This window comes from Streptomyces sp. NPDC102402 (genome assembly GCF_044765765.1).
Lineage (GTDB): Bacteria > Actinomycetota > Actinomycetes > Streptomycetales > Streptomycetaceae > Streptomyces.
Window position 1 is genome coordinate 407416 of sequence record NZ_JBIWKR010000001.1, and the last position, 22516, is coordinate 429931.

The following is a 22516-nucleotide window of genomic DNA, read 5'->3' on the forward strand; positions in this document are numbered from 1 at the left end:
CGTGGGGGCGAACCGGGCGCCGGGACGATCTCGGCGTGGGGGCGATCCAGGCGTCGGGACGATCCCGGCGTGGGGGCGAACCGGGCGCCGGGGCGAACCGGGCGCCGGGGCGAACCGGGCGCCGTGACCCCCAGGCGCCCTTCCCGGGGCTCGGAGGCCGCCCGGACGCACCTGTGCCCGGCGCCTCCGTGGAGGGCCGGGCACAGGGACGAGCGGGTGTCAGGCCTCTTCGGCGGCCTTGCGGGCGATGTCCGTACGGTGCTGGGACCCGTCGAGGCGGATCCGGCCGACCGCGGCGTAGGCACGCTCCCGTGCCTGCCCGAGGTCCTCGCCGGTGGCCGTCACGGAGAGCACACGCCCTCCGGCGCTGACGACCGCGTCGCCGTCCTGCCGGGTGCCGGCGTGCAGGACGAACGCGTGCGGCGCATCCTGTGCCTCGACATCCGCGAGGCCCTCGATCGGGTCGCCCGTGCGCGGCGTACCCGGATAGTTGTGGGAGGCGATGACCACGGTGACGGCGGCGTCGTCGCGCCAGTTCAGCGCGGGGACGGTGTCCAGGGTGCCGTTGGCCGCGCCGAGCAGGACACCGGCGAGCGGCGTCTTCAGCCGTGCCAGGACCACCTGCGTCTCCGGGTCGCCGAAGCGGGCGTTGAACTCGATGACCCGCACACCGCGCGAGGTGATCGCGAGGCCCGCGTACAGCAGGCCGGAGAAGGGGGTGCCGCGTCGGCGGAGTTCGTCGACGGTCGGCTGCAGGACGGTCTGCATGACCTCGTCCACCAGCTTCGGGTCGGCCCACGGGAGCGGCGAGTAGGCACCCATGCCACCGGTGTTCGGGCCCTCGTCGCCGTCCAGGGCCCGCTTGAAGTCCTGAGCCGGCTGCAGGGGCAGCACCGTGGTGCCGTCGGTGATCGCGAAGAGGCTCACCTCGGGGCCGTCGAGGAACTCCTCGATGACCACGCGGTCGCAGGCCAGGGCGTGTGCGCGCGCGGCCTCGACGTCGTCCGTGACGACGACGCCCTTCCCGGCGGCGAGGCCGTCGTCCTTCACGACGTACGGGGCGCCGAAGGCGTCCAGGGCCTCGTCGATCTCGGCGGGGGCCGTGCAGACGTAGCTGCGGGCGGTCGGGACGTTGGCACCGGCCATGACGTCCTTGGCGAACGCCTTGGAGCCCTCCAGCCGAGCGGCCTCGCGCGAGGGCCCGAAGCAGGGGATGCCCGCCGCGCGCACGGCGTCGGCGACACCGGCGACAAGCGGTGCCTCCGGGCCGACGACCACCAACTCGGCGCCCAGTTCGGTGGAGAGGCGCGCGACGGCTTCGCCGTCGAGTGCGTCGACCGGGTGCAGTTCGGCCACCTCTGCGATTCCGGCGTTACCGGGGGCGCAGTACAGAGCGGTGACATCGGGGTCGAGGGAGAGAGAGCGGCACAGGGCGTGTTCGCGGGCGCCGCCGCCGATGACGAGGACCTTCACGGGGTGCAGCCTAGCCGCCGGGCGCCGGGCGCCTCGACGGGCGCCGCTCCGTGGACAGCTGCGGGCGGTCCCGGCCTGTGCGTGCCCCGGGCCGTCCCGGCTCCTTCGTGCCCGGTGCGGGGCGGGACACGGAGCCCGCTACTCGTTGGTGAATTCCTCGACGACCGTGGCACCGAGCTCGCGGACGATCAGGTCGTGGCCGGAGAGCGCCGAGTCGACCAGGTCGGGATCGTCGGCCTCAGCGGTGTCGTCCTCGGGCGCGACGGACCGCGGGGGCTCGGGGGCCGCGCGGTCGTACGAGGACGGCTCGGGCCGCCCGGGCTGCTCCGGCGGGGGCTGCTGGGCGGGCGCCGGCTGGTGGGCCGGGGCTGCGGGCCGCGGCTCGTACGACGGCGGGGACGGCGGCGCGGACGTCGGCTGGTACGGCGCGGCGGGAGGCCTGCCGCCACCGCCACCGCCGGTCTGCGGGGGCTGGCCGCCGCCTCCCGACGGGTCGACGATCGATTCGACCCGCCACTTGGCGTTGAACTGCTCGGCGAGGGCCTGCTTGAGCACCTCCTCGCTGCCGCTGCTCGCGAACGTGTCGCGGGCCCCGGCGTTGAGGAAGCCGATCTGCAGGGTGCTGCCGTCGAAGCCGGTGACCTGGGCGTTCTGGCTGAGCAGGATCCAGGTGAACCGGCGCCGGTTCTTCACGGCCTCCAGGATGTCGGGCCACATGTTCCGCACCTGGGCGGCGCCCTGCGCCATCCCCGGCCCGCCCTGCGCCGGTGCCTGCGCGGCGGGTGCCTGCGCGGCAGGGGCCGGTGCGGCCTGGACTGGAGTGGGCGCGGGTGCCTGCGGTACGCCGCTGCCGGGCGCGGACGCGGTCGGCCAGCCGCCAGGCCGGCGGGCCGGCTCGGCACCGCCCGCGCCGCTGCCGGCTCCGGCCGCCGCGGGCCAGGCTCCGGGACGCTGGCCGGCGGGCGCCTGGGGCTGCTGCGCCTGCGGCGCTTCCTGCGGCGCTGCCGGCTGAGGCTGCTGGACGGCCGGGGGAGCCGCGGTCTCCGCGGCCACGGGCACGGCCGGGGTCACGTCGGCGGGGGCGCCGCCGCCCGGGGCCTCTCCCCGGACCGCCGCGCGGGCCGCGGCAGGGCCTCCGTACCCGCCGGCGGGCATCCCGGCACCGGCCCCGTGGGCCTCCGGACCCGGCACGTATCCCACGGCGGGCCCGGGCCCGGCCGCGGTGAAGGACGCCGCCCCGCGCTCCAGCCGGTCGAGCCTGGCCTGGAGCGACCGCTCGTCGTCGAAGGCGGCGGGCAGCAGCACCCGGGCGCAGATCAGCTCGACCTGGAGCCGGGGTGAGGTCGCCCCGCGCATCTCGGTGAGCCCTTCGTTGACCAGGTCGGCGGCGCGGCTCAGCTCCGCGGCCCCGAAGACGGACGCCTGGGCCTGCATCCGCTCCACCACGTCGGCGGGGGCGTCGATGAGCCCCTTCTCCCCGGCGTCCGGCACGGCGGCCAGGATCACCAGGTCGCGCAGCCGCTCCAGCAGGTCGGCGACGAACCGGCGCGGGTCGTTGCCACCCTCGATCACCTGGTCCACGACCTCGAAGGCCGCCGCCCCGTCGCCCGCCGCGAAGGCGTCCACGACGGAATCCAGCAGCGAGCCGTCCGTATAGCCGAGGAGCGACGTCGCCATGGCGTATGTCACACCGTCGTCGCCCGCGCCGGCCAGCAGCTGGTCCATGACGGACATGGAGTCACGCACGGAGCCCGCGCCGGCCCGTACGACGAGCGGCAGCACACCGTCCTCGACCGAGCTGTCCTCCTTGCCGCACACCTCGGCGAGATAGCCGCGGAGGGTCCCGGGGGGAACGAGCCTGAAGGGGTAGTGGTGCGTACGCGACCTGATCGTGCCGATGACCTTCTCGGGCTCGGTGGTCGCGAAGATGAACTTGAGATGCTCCGGCGGCTCCTCGACCACCTTCAGCAGGGCGTTGAACCCGGCCGGGGTGACCATGTGCGCCTCGTCGATGATGTAGATCTTGTACCGGCTCGACGCGGGCCCGAAGAAGGCCTTCTCCCGCAGGTCACGGGCGTCGTCCACGCCACCGTGCGACGCGGCGTCGATCTCGATGACATCGATCGACCCCGGCCCGTTGCGTGCCAGGTCCTGGCAGGACTGGCACACACCACAGGGGGTCGGCGTGGGCCCCTGCTCGCAGTTCAGACAGCGGGCGAGGATGCGCGCGCTGGTCGTCTTCCCGCAGCCTCGCGGCCCGCTGAACAGATACGCGTGATTGACCCGGTTGTTCCGCAGGGCCTGCTGCAGCGGGTCAGTGACATGCTCCTGCCCGATGACCTCGGCGAAGGACTCGGGGCGATAGCGGCGGTACAGCGCAAGGGACGACACACATACGAGGTTATCGGGGCGGACCGACAACCGGTCCCGCCCGGGACCGCCGCCCGGCGGGACACCACACCCCGGACACGCAAGGGCCCCCCACGCACCCGCCAGAGCCAACCTACCCTTGCTGCCTTCCGGCCCTGGGGGAGTTCAGTCAGATAGCGCCACGTGAGGGGCTGACGCCCACCTTAGCCGATCCCCGCCCCCCGCCGTCCACCCTCTCCCTCCCCCGCCCTCCCCCGAGAAGGATCAGGAACGACCTCCGGGGAACGTGTTCGCGAGCACCCCTCAACGTCTTGTATTGTTTGCGGCGGAGGATTCGCCTAGTGGCCTAGGGCGCACGCTTGGAAAGCGTGTTGGGGGCAACCCCTCACGAGTTCGAATCTCGTATCCTCCGCCATTGCTCTCACCGGGCAATACGTCGAAGGGCCCCACCGCTTGCGGTGGGGCCCTTCGACGTGCGTGGTCTCAGTTTTGGTCTCAGTTGGCGCGACCGAGAGTGGGCACCATCCGCAACGAGCGAGAGCTTTGCTCAGCGCCTGACCCCACGTGTCACACTCCGGGCCGTCGCCAAGCCATCTGCTACCACGACGTACAGGCCGCAGGTCTCCTGCGGCGGCTCCAGAGGGACGGGCGAGAGTTGAGGCGCAGCGCGCATGCAGTGGCGGGCGGAAGCTGAGCGAACCTCCCAAGGAGCTTGCTGGAGTGGCGGGGCTTCGGGGCCCTGCTGCGACACGTGCCTGCTGCCGGAGGCACACGGGAACTTCGCTCATCACGAAAGAGAGCTTCGACGAGCCGCCGCGGTGACGAATCCGAGTAGCGAGGTGCGAGAAGTGCTCTGGCGGTCGCACCCACCGATAGCCTTGGAGCGAGGGCTCGTGCAGTGAGCCGTGACGAGAGGAACCCATGGCTGCAGCTGCCCCAGACGAGATCGAGTACGGCGAGGTCTTCACCCGACGATGGGTCGTCGAGACGATTCTTGATCTGGTCGGCTATACGCCAAACAAGGACCTCACCCAGATGAGGGTCGTTGAACCATCGCTCGGGTCCGGAGCGTTTTTCGTCCCAGCGTTGGAGCGACTGCTCGAGTCTGCAAAGGTCCATGGCGCCGAACTGTCGGCACTGGCTGACTGCCTGTACGGCCTCGATCTCCAGCACGATCATGTCGCGACCTGCCGGAAGAAGTCAGAGGACATGCTCCAAGCCGCTGGGGCAAGTCCGACAGAAGCCCGAACCCTGTCCGCTGGCTGGCTGCATCACGGCGACTTCCTTCTCGACGCGGTACCGACCGATGCCGACTTCGTGATCGGCAACCCGCCCTACATCCGCACCGAGGATCTCGATGACGAGACCGAGGCTACCTACCGCAAGACATGGCGGACGATGCGTGGACGAGCGGACATCTACGTCGGGTTCTACGAGCGTTCGCTGTCCATCCTCGCAAGCGGAGGGAAGGTTGGGTTCATCTGCGCGGACCGTTGGATGCGAAACGCCTACGGGAAGCACCTACGGGGCCTTGTGACCTCACGCTACGCGGTCGAGTCGGTGTGGCAGATGCACGATGTGGACACATTTGAAGCGGAGGTATCCGCCTATCCGGCGATCACGATCCTGACCAACTCCGAGCAGGGCAGCGCCACGTTCATCGACACCACTGCCGCATTCGGAGCAGCCTCCGCTAGCGAAGCCCTGTCGTTCGTGCGGGGCGAGGCAGAGGAGGCTTCAGGCCAGGGCTGGGAAGGCGCGCGCCTCCCCAGCTGGTTCGAGACCGACGACTTCTGGCCCGCAGGACCCCCTCGCACCATCAAGCTGCTCGAGCACCTACAGGAGACGTTCCCGACGCTCGAAGCAGACGGCTCGACGAGGATCAGCATCGGGGTCGCAACCGGAGCCGACAAGGCTTACATCATCAGCCCAGAAGCCGGCATCGACGTCGAGCCAGATCGGCTGACGCCCATCGTCATGGCCGACGACATCCGTACAGGTCGCCTCACGACGCCATCGCAGATGCTGCTGAACCCGTGGGACGACGAGGGCAGGCTCGTGAGTCCCGGGGACTACCCGAAGTTCGTGGCCGCCCTCGCATCACACCCGAACGTCAAGCAGCGCTTCGTCGCGAAGAAGAACCCAAGCACCTGGCACCGCACCATCGACAAGGTCTACCCCGGCCTCGCCGAACGGCCAAAGCTGCTTCTCCAGGACATGAAAGCCCAGATCACGCCGGTACTGGAGCCAGGCGGCTACTACCCGCACCACAACCTGTACTACATCGTCTCGTCGACGTGGGACATGGAAGTGCTCGGCGGGCTACTGCTGTCTCGGATCGCAGAGGCTTTCGTGAGCGCCTACGGGGTGAAGATGCGCGGCGGCACGCTGCGATTCCAGGCACAGTACCTGCGGAAGATCGCCGTTCCGCGCCCCGAAACGATCCCTGACGACATCGCCTCCAGGCTCCGTGACGCGTTCCGCGCCGGCGACAGGGCGGCTGCAACGCGTGCGGCCGAAGAAGCGTACGGGCTGCCCGTCGGCAGCATCTGAATATCCAGATAGAAGAAGAGGGGGCCATGAGCGACCTGACACCTGTCGAGACCTGGCGCGCCGCTGTTCTCGGTTACTGGAAGGGCCTGGACCTACAGGCCGCGAAGCAGGGGCAAGCGACCGGGGTGAAGGACACCGGCAATCGCGCAGCCGTCACCGGCGGCAAGCAGATGGACGCGATGCAGGAAGTCGTGGCGAAGATCTGGCGCGCCGATCCTGACATCAGCCTTGAGGTGCGCACGACCGGTCACAACCATCTGCCGGCGTACTTTCGACCGGCGAAGAACTGGGATCTCCTGGTGCTCTACCGCGGCTCCCTGATCGCGGCGCTGGAGTTCAAGTCCCAGCGAGGCCCCTCGTTCAGCAACAACTTCAACAACCGGACGGAGGAAGCCCTCGGGCTCGCGGCCGACTCCAAGATGGCCGCAGAGCGCGGCCTATTCGGCAAGTTGAAGCCCTGGTTCGGTTTCATCATGCTCGTAGAACGCGCGCCGAAATCATTGACAAAGGTCGAGTTGCCCAAGAACATGCCGTTTCCGCCGGACCCAATCTTCGAGGGAGCGTCGTACATAGGACGGTACAAGATCTTCTTCGAACGCATGGTCAAAGAGGGCAACTACGACGCTGCTGCGCTACTCACCGCCGAGGCGGGCAGCGAACACTTCATCGAGCCGTCGGTGGGCTTGTCGTTGGCCAATCTCGAGGCAGCCATCCGTGCACGCATCGCGTACATCAAGACGCTGCCGGACGATGTATTCGACGAATTGACACTCTGAATCGAGCCGTCCGAGGGCGTCGGTGATCACGTGGGTCCAGGGCCAGTACCGGGCGGGGGAGCGGGCACGGGAGAAGGCGGCAGGGCGCGGCGCGGGCGCGGGAGGAGGCGGCGGGACCGGCCCCGGGGGCGAAGGTGCGCTTCCACTGCGGTCATGTATCGCTCGCGGACATCCGCCAGCGCCCGCAGGTCGACGACCGACGTCGGGATCACCATCGCCGTGTCGTCCGCTGCTGGGGCCGAGCGCCACGCGTCCTTCATGCTCTGCCCGGCCACCGTCCGGGTACGGGCGACGAGTTCGTCATACGCTGCGCCCACCTCCGGAGCCTCGAAACGGACCCACGCCTCGTGCCAGGTCAGTCTGGACTGGATCTCCCGCAGCTGCTCCGACAGACGGACCCGCTCCTCGGCGGCGGCGTCCGCTCGGCGACGACGCACGGCATAGGCCATCTCCGCGTACTGGATGCTCACTTCATACGCGCTCGCGAACAGTTCCTGCTTCCGCTCACGCAGTTGGGCGCGGCGGATAATTCGCGCCTGGACGCCGAGGACGAGGCCGGTCACGATTGCGGCCAGAACGGCGGCGTAGGGGCCGAATGCCTTGATCGCGTCAGCCAATGATGTGGTCCTGTTCGTCGAGACCCGGCGAACCGTGGCCGTGGGGTGCTTCGAAGCCCGGCCAGATGTTAGTGGCGCGATAGGCGGACTCCCAGCGCAGATGACGGACGATGATCGCGATGAGGAGCCGCCCGCCGTCCCCGGGCGACCAGCGGCGCGAGGGGGCGTCCTTCGGGTACCAGAGGCAAAGGGAGCCGTCGGAGTTGCGGTGGGCGGGACAGTCGGGTCCGCGTGCGTGGACGCGGGGGAATGCCGGATCGCCGGGAGCGAAGACGATGCGGAGACTGTGCGAGGGCAGGATCTGCACGTGCGGGTAGACCTGGACAGTGAAACCGGACGCGAAGTCGGCGGGCCTGTCCACCTCGCGCACGTCGAGCCCCGTTGAGCGCATCCCGGTCAACAGCTTGGCGCGGGCCACGGGACGGGCGAACCAAGGACGGCGCGCGGGACGCCGGTCACCGCTCAACGGCCACATCCTCCCTCCACGAACGCGTCTTCGGGAGGAGCAGGCTCGCGCCGGCGAGACCGAGGCTGGCGGTGGTGCTCAGGGGAGTAGAGGCGGCGGAGAAGGCGCGCTCTCGTTCACGCATCGTCTTGGGGAAGAGCTGCTCCAAGACCTCCGCCACCGTGTCGATGTCGTCGGAGTCGGCTATGGCCTTCGCGAGCTTGTCGGCGGCGACCCGCAGCCGCCGCTCCGCGTCCGCGTCGGGGATCAGCGGCTTGAGGTCGGGCGAGACGGAGCGCGGATCCTTGGTCTGCTCGCCACGCTGGAGGCGCAGGGCGGCCTCCCGCAGCACCGCGTGGACCGCGCCGACGAGGCCCATTCGAGGCTCGACGAACTCATATGCCCACACGGAGAGTTGGTGCGAGGAAAAGCCTGGCTTCGTGGCCTGAGCATTCCACGCCTTGAGGATGCGGATGGCGCGGCGCCGGGTGCGCCGCAGGGCGTCGGCGCCGGATGTCAACAGCTCCACGTGGCCTTGGGGGTCGCTGGCACTCCATGCCTTCTTGGAGCCCTGGGCCCGCTCCAGGTCGGGGATCCATAGTCCGCGCCCATCGCGGCGGCGCAGCGCCACGATGAGATCAACCGTGACATCCGTGCCGTTAACCGGAGCACCGAAATGAATCTTGAGGCCCCGCCGGGACTTGCACACTCGCGCTTTGGGGTAAGACGGGGTGCGCTCCGGGTCGCGGAGCTTCGGACCGATGAACGCGACGAGTTCGTCGGTGACGGCGTGCGGGGCCTCCCCTTCGCCGTCAGGACCAAGCTCCGGGTGCCGGACACGGTCCAGGATGATCCCGCCGTCCCCGTCGCTGACGGCTCCCCCGTGCGGCTGAACGTGGGTGCCAACGGGGATAGAACCCGAGCTGTAGGACGTACGGCCCTCGGGGTGCTTCTCAGCCAACGCGCGTGCCAACACGAGACGTTCGCGCGTCGCCGCGAGGACGTCGGGCTCTACGTTGATCAGGGTGAGCAGGTCGTCGAACTGCTTGTGCAGATGTGCCATGACCGTTCCTTGCGGGTGCAGAGGAGTGAGAGGCGTGGACAGACGGCCGACACGGGTGTGTGCCGTGTTCCGAGTCTGACGCACACCACTGACAATGCCCCCGCGCACAGCAGGGGCATAGCCCAGCGCGGCCCAGTCGATGAGATGGTCACCGAGATCACGGACCGGCGCCGCCCACCGGGTCACGACTCCCCGGAGTCATCGGGTTCTTCCTTGCCCTGCGCCAGGATCCGGCCTCCGACGAAAACCACACCCAGAGCGAGCGCGGATCCGACACCGAGCATGGTCTTCTTCAGCAGACCATCCACGTGGCGCTTGTGCTCAGTGTCCTTCTGAGAAGCAAGTCTTGCCGTTTCCTGGATGAGTTCGAGGAGGTGCTTCCTCTGCTCCCAGGTCAGGTCGCCTCTGTGGAGTTCTCGCTCGAAGATCACCCGGTTCTCCCGGAGGGCCTGGTAGACCTGATCCAGGCTATGCCTGCCGTCCGCGAGAGTGGCCTCGTGGGCCTTCTCGATGGCTCCGAAGGCATCCGTGGCGAACTTCCTGAACTCGGGGAACTGTTCGACGATCTTCATGGCCACTTCGGTGTCCATGTCAGGCATCATGGCCGCGAACTTGACCGCTTTCTCCTTGGAGAGATGCCTCCAGGTGTCGATCCCGAGCGCGCGCATGATCTCGGCTTCGTTCTTGTACTTCATGCCGTGGGGCCTCCATCGCTCTCCTTCGCAGCGCGTTCTTCTGCGCTGCGGGCCGCTAACTGTGCCCATCGCCGTACGTGGCGGGATTACGCGCCCGGTCCACAGCCTGTGCGCACGCCTCCCCGTAGGCCGACGAGACCGCATTCTCGTCCGTGCCACGCACGTGGGCCTCGATCTCCTGGCCTGGCCGACGAGAAGTGTGCCAGCGGACTGGCAGGTCCGTGTATAGATCGGGCTCGAAGTCCCAGGCCCATGTCGACCATCGGGCAGGACTCCCGACGTTGAGCCGTTCACCTCCCGTCAGGAACACGGCATGAGCGTGGTGCACCATTCGGCGGTCGGGAACCTCATGGCGGATGAGCTGGGCTCCGCCTCCCGCCTCGGCCTCCCAGTGTTCCCGCCCCATCTCCTCGACCTGTGCCGCCTGGCCTGGCCGGTCCTCGCACCACTGGGCAATCACTTGCTCCGCGTGCTCGCGGGCGGCGAAGGCCAGGCGTCGACCGCCAAGGTCAGCGAGGTAGACAGCTGAGTCGACCGAGGCAGGGCCGGAGCGCACGGCGGCAGGGGAGCCAACCTCCTCCGCGCCGTCCGCAGGCACGGCCCAGAGCAGGGCTCCGATCTTGGCAGCAGTCTGCTGCAGGACGGGGCCGGTCATGTGCTGGTAGCGGCGGCGCATCCGTGCGGACTTGCCGGGCTCCCAGCCCATGATGCTGTCGACGACGGCGTCGGAGATCCCGAGGATGAGCAGGACCGTGGCCGCCGTGTGGCGGGCGTCGTGAAGGCGGCCGTCGCGAACCCCCGCAGCCTTCAGCAGGTCCTTCCACCGGTGGAAGTCGGTGTTCGGGTTCAGGGGTTCGCCGACCGGCGAGGTGAAGACGTACTCCTTCTCCGTCCAGAGGTCACGAGCGAGAGCGCGCTCTCGGCCCTGCTCCTCCTTGTGCCGTCGGAGCAGGGCCATCAGCTCGTCCGGAACGCCGATGGGCCGCTGACCGGCTCGTGACTTCACGCTCTTGGTCTCGCGCCGGACGTTGATCTTCTGCGGGCAGTAGCCGGGCTTGCGCCCGCAGCGGTTACCGCAGCCGTGCTCGTAGCGGGGCCGGAGGCGGCCTCGTCGGACGCGGATGACTCCGAGCTCGAAGTCGATGTCGGTCCACTGCATGCCGAGGACCTCGCCCTGACGGAGTCCGAGCGCCAAGGCGATGACCCAGCGGGCCGCGTTGCGGTGCTTCCCCGCCTCCGCCAGGAGGCGTTGGACCTCCTCGACCGAGTACGGCTCGACTTCGTCCTCTTCGAGGCGCGGGGCCTTCGCGATCGTCGCCGGATTCCGGACGGCGTGCCCACGACGCACGGCTTCGTTGAGCGCGGTACGGAGGGTGCGGTGCACCTGGTGGGCAGTGCCGGCGGCGCTGCCAGTCTCCTGCATCTTCTTGTAGAAGCGCTCCAGGTGCTCCGGCTCCAGCTTCTCCAGGCGGTGGGCGCCAAGGCCGGGGACGAGGTGGTAGGTCACCGCAACCCGGTAGCCGTCGATGGTGTTCTCGGAGACGTTCGGCGTTGCGATGTTCTCGACCCAGTGGGTGAGCCAGGTCGCAAGCGTCCAGCTCTGGCCGGCCTTGCGCACCGCGCCCTTGTCCCGCTGGCGCTCCAGCTCGCGGACGACCTTGGTGACCTCGGATCGGGTCTTGCGGCTGACGTGGCGCCGGTCCGGGGTGCCGTCGTCTTTCACGCCGACGGTGACACGGCCGTGCCAGCGTCCGTCCTTGCCGAGGTAGATGGAGGAGTTGCCGTTGGGCTGGCGAGACTTCGGTGCGGAGGCGCGAGTCACGCGGCAGCCCCGAAGTCGGTCGCCGACAGGCGGCGGGCCAGGAAGTCGTTCACCGCCTCCGCTGGGATGCGGCGCAGGCTCCCGATCTTGACGGATGCGATCTCGCCGGAGGAGACGTACTCGTAGAGCTTGGTTCGGCCGATGCCGATTCGACGGGCGGCCTCGGTGACGGTGAGAGCGACAAGGGTCGTGTCGCCAGTGGAGCGGCGCTCGGCCATCAGAGTGCGCAGGGCGTCTTCGGGGACATCCAGAAGCTGGGCTATCTGGGAAATGGGCAGGACGGGCTGCGGCATGGCAGTGCTCCTCGCGTCGGCCTCGCGGCGTCGCGGGAGCGGCAACTCCCGTCGACCTGGCCTGTGGCGTCGTTCAGGGATGGATGGAGCGGTGGATGATCGTCGGCGATGGCAGTCGCCGTGCGTGGGGCTTTTCGGCGTTCGTAGCGCCGCAGAAAGGACAGTGGTCGGCTACTCGCCGGCTGGTGGCTGGTTCTGGTTTCTCAGGTGTGCCCGGGACGGGTGCAGATTTCTCTGCTGGGTCCGTTCTTCGAGCCGGAGGAGTTCGTCGACCTGTCCTCTCTGCTCAGGACCCTTGTCACCGTAGGCGTTGAGTTCGACATCGATCTCACGCAGGTGCATCTGGTTCCGGTCGATCGCCGCTCGCAGTTGGCGGTACTCCAGCGTTACCTGGACGTACTCATGTGCGAGCTGGCGGATGCGGGGCGTGGCCAGCTCGTCCGGCGGTCCGGTCAGGTCCTGCATGGTGAGGTCGAAAACCTTGCAGAAGCCGAGCGCTTCATCGAGGTTGACCCTGCGACGGGGCTTGCCGCTTTCGATACGCCAGATCGCGGATTGGTTGATCGGATGGCCGACGGCGGCCATCTCCTCGGCGAGCTTCACCGTGCTCCAACCGCGGACCTCGCGTTCCAGCTTGACGCGCGCGGCGACGTGATCTTCCGGCACCGGCCGACCTGGGCCGGCGCGCTCCGCGCTTTCCTCACCGCTCACTCGCGCCTCCCTTCACACGACGACAGATCCGATCGATCCAGCATCCACAACTAAACATCGTTACGGATTGAAATGCAAGGCATTGCGCTTCCGAAAATCTCGGCTATGGTCGTAGTCCGCCGTACAGCGACGGACGGAACCGCACACGCAGGCGGCCCCGGTGCTACGAACACCGGGGCCGAAGTAGAGGCTCCACCGCACAACCATCCATCCCTGAACGATCGAAACCGGAGGCCGGGGTTGCCGCCCCGTATGGCCTGCCGGGTGAGGAGCTCCGTGAACCAGGGTACGACCCTGCCATCCCAGACGCCATCCCGCTTCGACGAAGGCTCCACCCCGACAGAGCATCCGTTCAATCTGGACGCCGAGTGCGCGGTCCTCGGCGCCTGCATGCACGAACCCGGCATCATCGCCGCGGTCAGGCCCATTCTCGGTGACGACGCCTTCTACCGGCCCGCGCACGAGACCATCTGGCGCGCGCTCCTCGCGCAGCATCGCGAGGACAAGCCGACCGACCCGATCGTTCTCACCGAGCTGCTCCAGCAGCAGGGCGACCTACAGCGCGTTGGCGGCCCCGTATACGTGTCCCAGCTCGCCGACGCCCCCTACGGCACCAGCAGCGCGGAGTACCACGCGGAGATCGTCCGCGCCAAGGCGGACCTGCGCCGCCTGGTGACCTCAGCCGTGCGCACTCTCCAGCAGATCCGGGAGCCCGGAGCTGATCCCGAGGCGATCCGCAGCGAGATCGAAACGGAAGTACGCGCCGAACGCGAGCGCGCGCTCGCGTCGGGACAGGGTCGACTGTCCCGCTTCGCCACCGATGGATGGTCGTTTGTCAAAGAGAGCGGCGCGAACGCCGAGCCCTTGTGGGGCACGGGCGAGAAGACCGTCTGGGCACCCGGCGAGAGTCTGATGATCGTCGGCGCTCCGGGCGTCGGGAAGACGACGCTGGCCCATCAGGTGATCTTCGCTCGCCTCGGCCTGACGGAGACCGTCCTGGAGATGCCCGTCGCTCCCAGCAGGCGCGTGCTCTACCTGGCGATGGACCGCCCGAAACAGATCGCCAAGGCTATGGCCCGCCGTGTCTTCTCCACCGACGAGAGGATCCTGCGCGAGCGGCTCGTGGTCTGGGAGGGCCCGCTGCCCGCCACCCTCGACAAGGAGCCCGACCTCCTGGCCGACCTTGCCGCCGCCCACCAGGCCGACACCATCGTGATCGACAGCCTCAAGGACGCGGTCAGCACGATGGTCGACGACAGCCTCGCGGTCGCCTTCCACAACGCCCGCATGCGCGCCCTGCGCAACGGGGTGGAGATCATGGAGCTGCATCACCAGCGCAAGGCAACCGCCGACGCGCCACGCGGCCAGCGCCCCAGCCTGGACCAGGTGTACGGCTCCACCTGGTTCACCGCCGGCGCCGGCAGCGTCCTGTTCATCACCGGCAGGGCAGGCGACCCCGCAGTCACCCTGCACCACCTCAAGACGCCCACCGGCGAAGTCGGCCCCCTGGACGTCACCCACAACCATGCACGTGGGACCACCACCGTCGACCCCACCAAGGACCCCGCCGTCCTGCTGCGGAACGCCCCTGGCGGGCTGACCGCACGCGAACTGGCCACCATCCTCGTCGGTGGCGATCCCGAGCGAGCCGACGTCGAGAAGGCGCGACGCCATCTCGGCCGCCTCGTCGACAGCAGTCTTGCCACCAAGACCGACGGCATCGCTGGAGGGGCCGGAGGCGGCCAGCAGGCCCGCTATTACGCCTCCGCTCGCCACCTCATCTCCGTGGGCTGATCTTCGCTCCGGCCCTCTCGGAGCGTTCACGCGACCGTACACGCGGCCTTCGCAGCCGCAGACCGTCGCGAACCGCTCACAGCGCACACGCTCACAGAAAATCCGCAGGTCAAGCGATCACACGGGCGTTCACGCCGCTCACACGCCTGAGCGATCACGCGCGGGCCCCCCTTTAGAAGGGGGCCCGCGTGTACGCCCCCTCCGTGAACGCCGTGATCGTCTTTCCTGCCCTGTCTCGGAGTAGCCCCGCACATGCCCCCCGCGATATCCGAAACGCTCGCCACCATCTCGCTCCCGAACGCCGACAGCCCGCTCCTGGCCGTGATCGTCTTGGCCGTCGCCGCCTCGGCGCTTCTTGCGGGCCTGAAGACCCGGCGCAGCCGTCGTCCCGCCCGTGATCCGAAGCGGAAGCCTTCGGCAGCAGTCGTCACAGCTACCGTGGCGGCGCTCGTGTGCACTGCCTACAGTGCCGACACGAGCTGGCGGTTCGCCGCCCACCACCTCGGCATGCGCGACACCACCGAACGTGCCGTGATGTTCGCAGCCGCTGAGCTCGCGCTGTTCTCGGTGGCGCTGATGGCCCGCCAGAACCTGCACGGGCCAAGGAGCGCGGCCGGCCTGCCCGGAGTCCTGGTCTGGGTCATCACCACGGTGCAGGCCATCCCCGCGTACGCCGAGTCCGGCCCGGTCGGGGGCACCGTGCGCGCCTTCACAGGCCCCGTAATGGCCGCAGTGCTGTGGCACCTGGCCATGGGCATCGAGCTGCGCCAGCACACACCCGACTCCGCCTCCCGCGGGCTCGCAGCCGTCCTCACCCGGCAAGCCCGCGAGCGGCTGCTCGCCCGCCTCGGGATCGCCGAGCGAGACCAAGGCGCCGCCCAGATCATCCATGACCGGGCCGCGCGCCGGGCCGTCGCACTGGCCGCCCGTCTCGCCGAGATGCCGCCCGCGCAACGCACCGGGCGGAGGGGCCGTCGCACCGTGCGTCGTCTGTCCACGGCCCTCGCCCGCTCGGGTGTCGATGCCGACCCGCTCCGCAACGAGCGGCTGCTCCGCCAGCTCGCCACCCGCCGTCAGGCAGCCGATCTGGCCACCATCGACCTGCCCAGGCGTTGGACCCCGCCCTCCGGGCAGCCCGCCAGCCCGCCCGCAGCACAGCCCGACCGCTCGCGGGCGGAGGTCGTCGAGCGGGCGAATGTTGGCGGCGAGCGGGTGCAGAAGCAGCCCTGCCCGCACCCTTCCGAGCCGGGCGACGAGGCACCCGGCTCTGGCGCTCGCCCGGGTCTCACCGCCCGCTCCAGCTCGGATCCTGCCCGCCCGCAAATGGCGGCTTCTCCTCCCACGGGCAGCCGCTCAGGAGCCACCACGGGCAAGTACTCCACACCGAAGCCGAAACGGCCCGGCCAGAAGCTCCGTGCTACCGACGAGATTCTTCGCGGCTACGCCCAAAGGCTCTTCGATGCGCACGGCCGGCTGTCTCGCGACCTCCTGGAGCAGGCCGTACGCGACGACGGATACAGCGTCGCTAGCGACCACGCCGGAGCCATGGTTCGGGCGGTCAAGAGCGAACGCCACGGCTGACGGCCATCGGCCCCCTCCAGACCGACAAGGAGACCCATGCCCCACTCCCTTCGCGAACCCACCACGCCCCAGCTTCAGTCGACCACCCACCCAGCCCCGGGCGGAGCAAGGTATGGCGTTGGACCGTCCAAGGGCCGGTCCAACGCAGAAGCCTCCGCCCCGGGAGTGGCGGAGACTGGTCCCCGGCGCGAGGGCGCACCGGGGACAGCAGGCGGGCGAGCCGCCGACGAGGCCGCGCTGCGTCGTGTCTCCCACCGTCGCGCCCGCCAGAACGTGCAACGCAAGGAGCGCGTCGATGTTCGCTACAGCGTCGACGAGAAGCGAGCGATCCTGGCCGAAGCCCGTCGCCTAGGTCTGGCCGGTGCGCACCTGGTCGGTGCGATCGTCATGGCTCACCTGGGCAACGACCTCGTCCTGCCTGGCGATCGGACCGCAACCGACGACCTGATCGACGAGCTCGCCGCTTTGCGCGCGCAGGTCGCCAAGATCGGTACGAACGTGAACCAGGTTGCCCACCGCCTCAACTCCGGTGGTGATACCCACCCGGTGGACGCTGCCGTGCTCGCCGAGGCCGGACGGGTCCTGGTCACGGTCAAGCGGGCGGCCACCGCGGTCGACACCGCCGCCGACGTGGCGGCCACAAAGCAACAGGCGGCCTAGTTGATCGCGAACATCGTCAAGCCGGGGCACAAGACCCGGGGCGTCCTGAACTACCTCTACGGTCCCGGCCGCGCCAACGAACACACCGACCCCCACCTCGTGGCCTCGTTCGACGGTTTCGCCCCCGACCCCGGCCGCGACCCGGACGCGACACTCGCCCAGCTCGCCGTCGTCCTCGACCTGAGGGTCAAGCAGGCTAGCCACAAGGCGCCGGAGAACCACGTCTGGCACTGCTCCATCCGCTCCGCCCCCGAGGACCGCCACCTGTCCGACGACGAGTGGGCAACCATCGCCCGCCGCGTCCTCGACGCCACCGGCATCGCACCCGCCGGTGACCCCGACGCCTGCCGCTGGGTCGCCGTCCGCCACGCCGACGACCACATCCACATCGTCGCCACCAAGGTCCGAGGTGACCTCCGCCCGCCCCGGAACTGGAACGACTTCCTGCGCGCCGACAAGGAACTCGAAGCGATCGAGAAGGAGTACGGGCTACGACAGGTCCAACGGGGCGACCGCACCGCCGCCAAGCGCCCCACCCGCGCCGAGCAGGAGAAAGCCCGCCGCACGGGGAACGCCCGAACCTCCCGTGAGCACCTTCGTACCGTCGTCCGCACCGCGCTCTCAGCTGCCATGGACACCGAGGAGTTCTTCCGGCTCGTCGAAGGTGCCGGAGCCCTCATCGACGTCCAGTACTTCCCGTCCGGGGACGTCCGCGGCTACAAGGTCGCCCTCGACGGCGACACCAACGCCCACGGCCAACCGGTGTGGTTCTCCGGCTCGACCCTCGCCCCCGACCTCTCCTATCCCAAGATCGCCGAACGCCTTACGGCTCCCGAGGCGGCACCGAAGGAAGGCACCGGCTTCCCGACCTGGCGGCGCCTCACCGCCGCCATTGACCAGATCCCCGACCACCTCAGGAACGACGATGCCGAAGCCGGGCAGGCCCACGTCACCGTCCTCGCCGAAGCCCTCGATGTCCTGCCCCTCGCCGTCCCCGCGAGCCTGCGGCCCGAACTCCTGCAAGCAGCCACCGCCTTCGAGCGGGCGAGCCGCTCCCGAATCCGCGCGCAGCACCAACAGACCCAGGCCACCCGGCGAGCGGTCAAAGCGATCCTGCGTGAACCCGCCCCGAAAGACGGAGTCCTCCTCGCGGTCCTTCTCGACGCCCTCCTCCTGGCAGCCGTGGCCGCGCAGCACTGGCACCGCACTCGCGGCCACACCCAACAGGCCAAGGCCGCATCACAGGCCACCGTGCATCTCCGCACCGCGTATCAGGCCGCCGCGACCGCGCCGCTGGCCGTGATCCGCCAGCGAGGAACCCAGCTGCCCGAATGGCTTCACCACCAGCAAGCGAACGCCGTGCGGCGAGCCCTACCTGAGCAGGCCGAGCAGATCCTCACCGAGGCCGGCTGGCCCGCCCTGGCAGCCACCCTCGCCCAGGCCGGCACCGCCGGCCACAATCCAGCCGCCCTCCTCACCCAAGCCGCGCACGAGCGAGAACTCGACACCGTGACCAGCGTCAGCGAAGTCCTCACCTGGCGGCTGCACCGTCTCGCCGACCTGAACCAACGAACCACCAGCCGTGGCCCGGCACCGCGGCAGGCCCCCTACCGCCCCGTCCACACCGACCAGCACCGCCGTATGCGCTGACCCCAGCCTTGCCGTCCGACAGCAGAACGGCTCTCAGACCGTCTACCGGCCAGCCCACAGAACGGTTGACACCATTGCCTTCTCACGCCCCGGAGCGGTACGCGGGACTGGGGCCCGACGACTGCATGGAGTGAGTTTGCCCGATGCGGGGCCCGCGTCAGACAGCCTGGCAGGCAGCCATATCGGTCTCGATGTCGCCGAGCGGAGTCCACTCGTGGCCCGATATCGGGCTGGCGATCGAATCGCGCCAGGCTATGTGGACCCTCACGATGTCGATGCTCATGACGGGGGACTGCCCAGCTCTCTGTCAGACCTGATCTGTAGCCTCATCGACGGTAGCCACGATCAATACTGAGCGGGGAACGATGGCCGAGCCGGTAAGGGAAGCAGCTCGCACTTTCTGGTCTACGCGTGAGAGACGCGACGCTCAACAAGCAAGAGCCAGCAATGCGTACGACACGCTGGTGACGACTACAGTCGACTCTCTTGTCGCACGCGGCATTGACCCGACCTGGATCCGGGTCGGCCGGGCTGCGGAATTCCCGGGCTCCTATGGTCTCGGCCGTTCCGCATGGGACATAGCAATATTCAGGGATGACACCCCCCTCGCCGCTGTCACCTTCAAATCACTCGGCGGACCAACCTACGGAAACAATTTCAATAACCGAATTCAGGAGCTCACAGGGAACGCCTTCGCAGTCAGGCAGCTTGACGGCCAGAGCATTGAAAGATTCCGTCCCTACCTTGGCCTATTTTTCATCCTCCAGGAGAGCGAAGGCGCAAATAAGCCAACCAGAAGGCCGCGAAGCTCCTCCGCAGAATCCTCCTGGGGCCCCTCGTATAAGGATCGACTGGGCGACACTTTTACACAGTTCCGCAGCGATGGGCTCTACGATGGAATCGCCTACGTATCCACAAGCAAGGCTGAAGATCCGTCACTTGAAGAGCCCCGCTCAGACATGTCAGTAAGCGGGCTCGTCGATTCCCTCGCCACGCGAGTGCTCTCGTACATTGCCGCAATGTCTGCACTCACTCCGGTCGCGACCACAATATCTGCGCACGCGCCATATGCCCTATCTGAAGTCGCAACAGAAGACCTCTACCACTACAAAGAAGTACTTCGCAATGCGCGTGGAGATCGTAGCGCTTATGCGCTCGACCGACTACCCATAGGAGAGGGTGCCCAGGCGCAGGTATTTCGCGCCGTTCACAAATCCTCACAGACTGAGGTCGCCTTCAAGCGCCGTCGCTCCAAGCGAGATCTCGCTGTCGCTCGAATGCAGCGCGAGATCGAGATATCCCGCCTGCTAAGCAACCATCCAAACGCCATGCCTGTGCTAGATGCCGAGCCAGATGGTGCATGGTTCGTAATGCCTATGGCTGATGCGACAGCAGAGGACCATCACGAACATCTCCAAGACCCTGAGCGGCTCCGAGACCTGGTTTATGCGATGGCGTCCGTGTTGGGAGAAGCACATAAGCAGGATTGGGTGCATCGCGACATCAAGCCCTCTAATATCCTCCGCCTACAGGGTCGCTGGGTCCTCGCTGACTGGGGAATCGGACGTCGCCCTCGGGGGCAAACGACTATGCCCGGTCGAACAGGTCACTACATTGGCACCGAAGGCTTCTCCGCCCCCGAACTTTCCATGAACCCTCACGAGACCACCACTCAATCCAGCGATATCTACAGCCTTGGGCGAGTAATCGCTTGGGCGCTCACTGGAAAGGCGCCCCAGGCAAACGTGCTCTTGCTCCCACCCGTCGGCCCGTGGCGCAGCATTGTCAGGGCCGCTACACAGCCGGAGCCCACGCTCAGGCCCCAGAGCATCGAAGAACTATTGACTCTGATCGCGCGGGAGTTCAATGTGCCCCAAGGCCCACCCACCGAGCAGGCGGTGCCACTACTCGCCGCTGCCAGGGCAGGTAACTCCGCCTCCATCGACGCACTGCTTGTACTCATCTCTGACTACCCCGACGACTATGATTTGCATCTGGATGTTCTGACTCAACTCCCCTCCGAACTGGCAGCGCCACCCCTCTCTCGCAACCCCGAACAGGCAAACGCACTCATGCACGCATTCGCGGAACATGTGGGTGGGGTCGGCACGAGACAAGTGCAGTTCGGTGAGGCAGCGCGTGCCGCCTCCTGGCTCCATGCTGTATCCACCTATGCGGCTGAGCGGAGTGAGTGGGATCTGCTAGACGAGGCCGTTCGCACCATGTGCAAATGGGATGGGGCCTGGAACCAGTGGGGCCCGCAGGATGCGATACGGCCCTGGTTGCGTTTGCTGGACGGAGACGCCGCCAGCATCGTGGCATCCGCGTTGCGAGACCATCCAGACTCGGCACGCCACTTTGCGGAACTAGCCGACGACCAAACTGTCGACTTGGGCATACGGCAGGCCGTCCGGGCTGCTGCCGGGAGACCGTTCTAAAGGGAACAGCGGTTCGGTGAGACAGGGATGTCCCCCGGATGCATGAATCGTTGCGTATCCCGCCGCTGTGGTCTCAGCCCTTGGTGGGCACGTCCCTGGCCGCGTAGTAGGCGTGTAGTGCGGCCTCGCTGCCTGATCCCAGGGCGGTCATGATCCGTTGGAAGCGGACGGAGCGAAGGTCGCCGGCCACGATGACGCGGGGGTGCTGGTCGGTCGGCGGGCAGTATCCGTCCCGGCCCCGGGTCAAATCGCCGGGCGGGGCGGTCGGGGCGTTGCCGATACTGAGGTAGGCGGAATCCGCTGTGATCATTCGCCTCGTGCCGTCATGGCCCACTGCTTCCGCCGACACCGGGGTGCCCTCTGCGGCCTTCAGCGTCAGGTGTTCGACGGGAACGAGGGCGACGCGGGGATCGTCCCGGATTTCCTCGATCTTGTACGCGTCGGCTGCCGGGTACACCACGAGCAGGTGGGTGTCTGTGGTCGGGTGGGCGCGCAGGAACGTGCCGATCGGGCGGTCACCGCCCAGGACGAGGAGGGTGCGCCCCTGAGCGTCGTCGGCTTCGGCCTCCCAGAGCGGAGGCAGGGTGAGGAAGCCGGGGGCGGTGATCCAGGTGACGTCGTGGGGCTGGAGAGGGCCGACGCCGGTGGCGACGACAGCGTACGGAGCCGTGAGACGCGCACCGGTGTCGACCGTGACGGTCACCTGGTCGTCATCGGCGCGGAGTTCGGTGACGCGCCTGCCGAGTTCGAGGCGGCACAGCTCGGTGCCCTTCAGTTCCGCCACGATGGCGTCGGCCAGATCGGGGCCGTTGGTGTGGCCGCCGAGGACGTTGTTCAGGGCCGGGATCCGGTAGAGATTACGGCACAGCCGGTCCGGCTCGACCAGGATCGAGCGCATGCCCACGCCGGCGGCCATGCGGGCGGCGGCGCAGCCGGCCGGCCCTCCGCCGATGATGATCAGGTCGGTGTCGAGCGGTGTGTCGGCCATGGGACTATTCCAGCACCGGGTCGGCCACACGCGTATCGAGTTGGCCCATCACATGCTCGGCGTCCACGAGTTGGCCTGTTCCGATCAGGCGCCGGGCGACAAGCAGACCGGCGTCGTGGACCTCCGGGCCGGCGTCGCTGGCACAGGCGTCCGTGACGATCCAGGGCGCGTATCCGTGCTCGAAGGCGTCTGCGGCGGACTTCAGAACGCAGCTCTCGGTGGCGATTCCGCAGAAGACGAGGTCGGTCCAGCCGGCCCGTCGAATCAGTTCTGCGGCCTCGGGTGTGAACAGCGTGTATCCGGTCTTGTCGACGCCTGCGTGCGCGTGGCCCGCCACCTCGGCGAGCTCGGGAACGATGTCGGTCTCGGGTGGTTCCTGGAGTCGGCGCCATTGGAAGAAGCGCTCGTAGGGGCTGTCGGGATAGTTGAAGTACCGGGTGAAGACGACAGGGCGCCCGGCGGCGGACCATCTGGCGACGAGGTCGGCGACTGCGGGCACCACGTGGCGACTGTGGTGGTTCACGAAGCCGTTCTGCATGTCGATCACGACCAGTGCGGCACTGCTGATGTCCATCGGCTCTCACTCC

Annotated in this window: 19 protein-coding genes, 1 tRNA gene and 1 other RNA gene; 8 read left to right on the forward strand and 13 right to left on the reverse strand. The window is 68.3% G+C overall.

The genetic code is table 11. The features are described 5' to 3' along the window. Positions 1-219: 219 nt before the first annotated feature. From purD to ffs, 3 genes are all read right to left on the reverse strand, one after another. Positions 220-1473 (reverse strand): phosphoribosylamine--glycine ligase, encoded by a 1254-nt coding sequence (purD, locus tag ACIRJR_RS01595; protein WP_403772164.1) that lies wholly within the window; start codon positions 1471-1473, stop codon positions 220-222. A 138-nt stretch (positions 1474-1611) separates the two neighbouring features. Next, positions 1612-3864, reverse strand: coding sequence for a DNA polymerase III subunit gamma and tau (locus ACIRJR_RS01600; RefSeq protein WP_403772167.1), 2253 nt, complete (start codon positions 3862-3864; stop codon positions 1612-1614). Between the two features lie 78 nt (positions 3865-3942). Further along, an RNA gene (gene ffs / locus ACIRJR_RS01605) (signal recognition particle sRNA small type) lies at positions 3943-4039 on the reverse strand. Positions 4040-4170: 131 nt separating this feature from the next. Between ffs and ACIRJR_RS01610 the strand changes: the two genes are divergently transcribed. The 3 genes from ACIRJR_RS01610 to ACIRJR_RS01620 all read left to right on the forward strand — a co-directional run bounded on the left by ACIRJR_RS01610 (position 4171) and on the right by ACIRJR_RS01620 (position 7172). Then, positions 4171-4258 (forward strand) — tRNA-Ser (locus ACIRJR_RS01610). A gap of 506 nt (positions 4259-4764) precedes the next feature. Beyond that, entirely contained in the window at positions 4765-6396 is a 1632-nt protein-coding gene (locus ACIRJR_RS01615) for an Eco57I restriction-modification methylase domain-containing protein (RefSeq protein ID WP_403772169.1), read from the forward strand. A gap of 26 nt (positions 6397-6422) precedes the next feature. Next, positions 6423-7172 (forward strand): PaeR7I family type II restriction endonuclease, encoded by a 750-nt coding sequence (locus tag ACIRJR_RS01620; protein WP_403772172.1) that lies wholly within the window; start codon positions 6423-6425, stop codon positions 7170-7172. A gap of 26 nt (positions 7173-7198) precedes the next feature. On the opposite strand, the gene ACIRJR_RS01625 is transcribed toward ACIRJR_RS01620, so the two are convergent. The 7 genes from ACIRJR_RS01625 to ACIRJR_RS01655 form a co-directional block, all read right to left on the reverse strand. Then, positions 7199-7789 carry a hypothetical protein gene (locus tag ACIRJR_RS01625; protein WP_403772175.1) on the reverse strand — a complete coding sequence of 197 codons (591 nt, stop codon included), beginning with the start codon at positions 7787-7789 and terminating at the stop codon, positions 7199-7201. Beyond that, on the reverse strand, positions 7782-8255 hold the full coding sequence (locus tag ACIRJR_RS01630; protein ID WP_403772178.1) for a hypothetical protein: 474 nt from the start codon (positions 8253-8255) through the stop codon (positions 7782-7784). Before ACIRJR_RS01630 ends, ACIRJR_RS01625 begins: the two co-directional genes overlap by 8 nt. Continuing rightward, the gene (locus ACIRJR_RS01635) at positions 8245-9297 is read right to left on the reverse strand and encodes a hypothetical protein (protein WP_403772181.1); all 1053 of its coding nucleotides are present in this window, start codon (positions 9295-9297) and stop codon (positions 8245-8247) included. Before ACIRJR_RS01635 ends, ACIRJR_RS01630 begins: the two co-directional genes overlap by 11 nt. A 182-nt stretch (positions 9298-9479) precedes the next feature. Beyond that, a complete protein-coding gene (locus ACIRJR_RS01640) occupies positions 9480-9992 on the reverse strand; it encodes a hypothetical protein (protein ID WP_403772184.1) in 513 nt (170 codons plus the stop codon). 55 nt (positions 9993-10047) lie between these two features. Beyond that, positions 10048-11814 (reverse strand): tyrosine-type recombinase/integrase, encoded by a 1767-nt coding sequence (locus ACIRJR_RS01645; RefSeq protein WP_403772187.1) that lies wholly within the window; start codon positions 11812-11814, stop codon positions 10048-10050. Then, positions 11811-12107, reverse strand: a complete 297-nt coding sequence (locus ACIRJR_RS01650; protein WP_403772190.1) for a helix-turn-helix domain-containing protein — start codon at positions 12105-12107, stop codon at positions 11811-11813. The genes ACIRJR_RS01645 and ACIRJR_RS01650 overlap by 4 nt, the downstream gene beginning before the upstream one ends. 171 nt (positions 12108-12278) lie before the next feature. After that, positions 12279-12773, reverse strand: a complete 495-nt coding sequence (locus ACIRJR_RS01655) for a helix-turn-helix domain-containing protein (protein ID WP_403773744.1) — start codon at positions 12771-12773, stop codon at positions 12279-12281. A 321-nt stretch (positions 12774-13094) separates the two neighbouring features. Here ACIRJR_RS01655 and ACIRJR_RS01660 point away from each other — a divergent pair, with 321 nt between their 5' ends. From ACIRJR_RS01660 to ACIRJR_RS01675, 4 genes are all read left to right on the forward strand, one after another. Then, positions 13095-14612, forward strand: coding sequence for a DnaB-like helicase N-terminal domain-containing protein (locus ACIRJR_RS01660; protein WP_403772193.1), 1518 nt, complete (start codon positions 13095-13097; stop codon positions 14610-14612). A 252-nt stretch (positions 14613-14864) separates the two neighbouring features. Beyond that, complete coding sequence (locus ACIRJR_RS01665) at positions 14865-16193, forward strand: hypothetical protein (RefSeq protein WP_403772196.1); 1329 nt, start codon at positions 14865-14867, stop codon at positions 16191-16193. A gap of 165 nt (positions 16194-16358) precedes the next feature. Beyond that, entirely contained in the window at positions 16359-16853 is a 495-nt protein-coding gene (gene mobC / locus ACIRJR_RS01670) for a plasmid mobilization relaxosome protein MobC (RefSeq protein WP_403772199.1), read from the forward strand. Then, positions 16854-18503: a relaxase/mobilization nuclease domain-containing protein gene (locus ACIRJR_RS01675; protein ID WP_403772202.1), complete on the forward strand. Its 1650-nt coding sequence runs from the start codon at positions 16854-16856 to the stop codon at positions 18501-18503. 157 nt (positions 18504-18660) lie between these two features. Here ACIRJR_RS01675 and ACIRJR_RS01680 read toward each other — a convergent pair whose 3' ends face one another. Beyond that, positions 18661-18786: a hypothetical protein gene (locus ACIRJR_RS01680; protein ID WP_382986971.1), complete on the reverse strand. Its 126-nt coding sequence runs from the start codon at positions 18784-18786 to the stop codon at positions 18661-18663. Between the two features lie 82 nt (positions 18787-18868). Between ACIRJR_RS01680 and ACIRJR_RS01685 the strand changes: the two genes are divergently transcribed. Further along, positions 18869-20941 (forward strand): PaeR7I family type II restriction endonuclease, encoded by a 2073-nt coding sequence (locus ACIRJR_RS01685; protein WP_403772206.1) that lies wholly within the window; start codon positions 18869-18871, stop codon positions 20939-20941. A 73-nt stretch (positions 20942-21014) separates the two neighbouring features. Here ACIRJR_RS01685 and ACIRJR_RS01690 read toward each other — a convergent pair whose 3' ends face one another. Both ACIRJR_RS01690 and ACIRJR_RS01695 read right to left on the reverse strand, forming a co-directional pair. Beyond that, a complete protein-coding gene (locus ACIRJR_RS01690) occupies positions 21015-21929 on the reverse strand; it encodes an FAD-dependent oxidoreductase (RefSeq protein WP_403772209.1) in 915 nt (304 codons plus the stop codon). Between the two features lie 4 nt (positions 21930-21933). Continuing rightward, positions 21934-22503: an isochorismatase family cysteine hydrolase gene (locus ACIRJR_RS01695; RefSeq protein ID WP_403772212.1), complete on the reverse strand. Its 570-nt coding sequence runs from the start codon at positions 22501-22503 to the stop codon at positions 21934-21936. Positions 22504-22516: the final 13 nt, after the last annotated feature.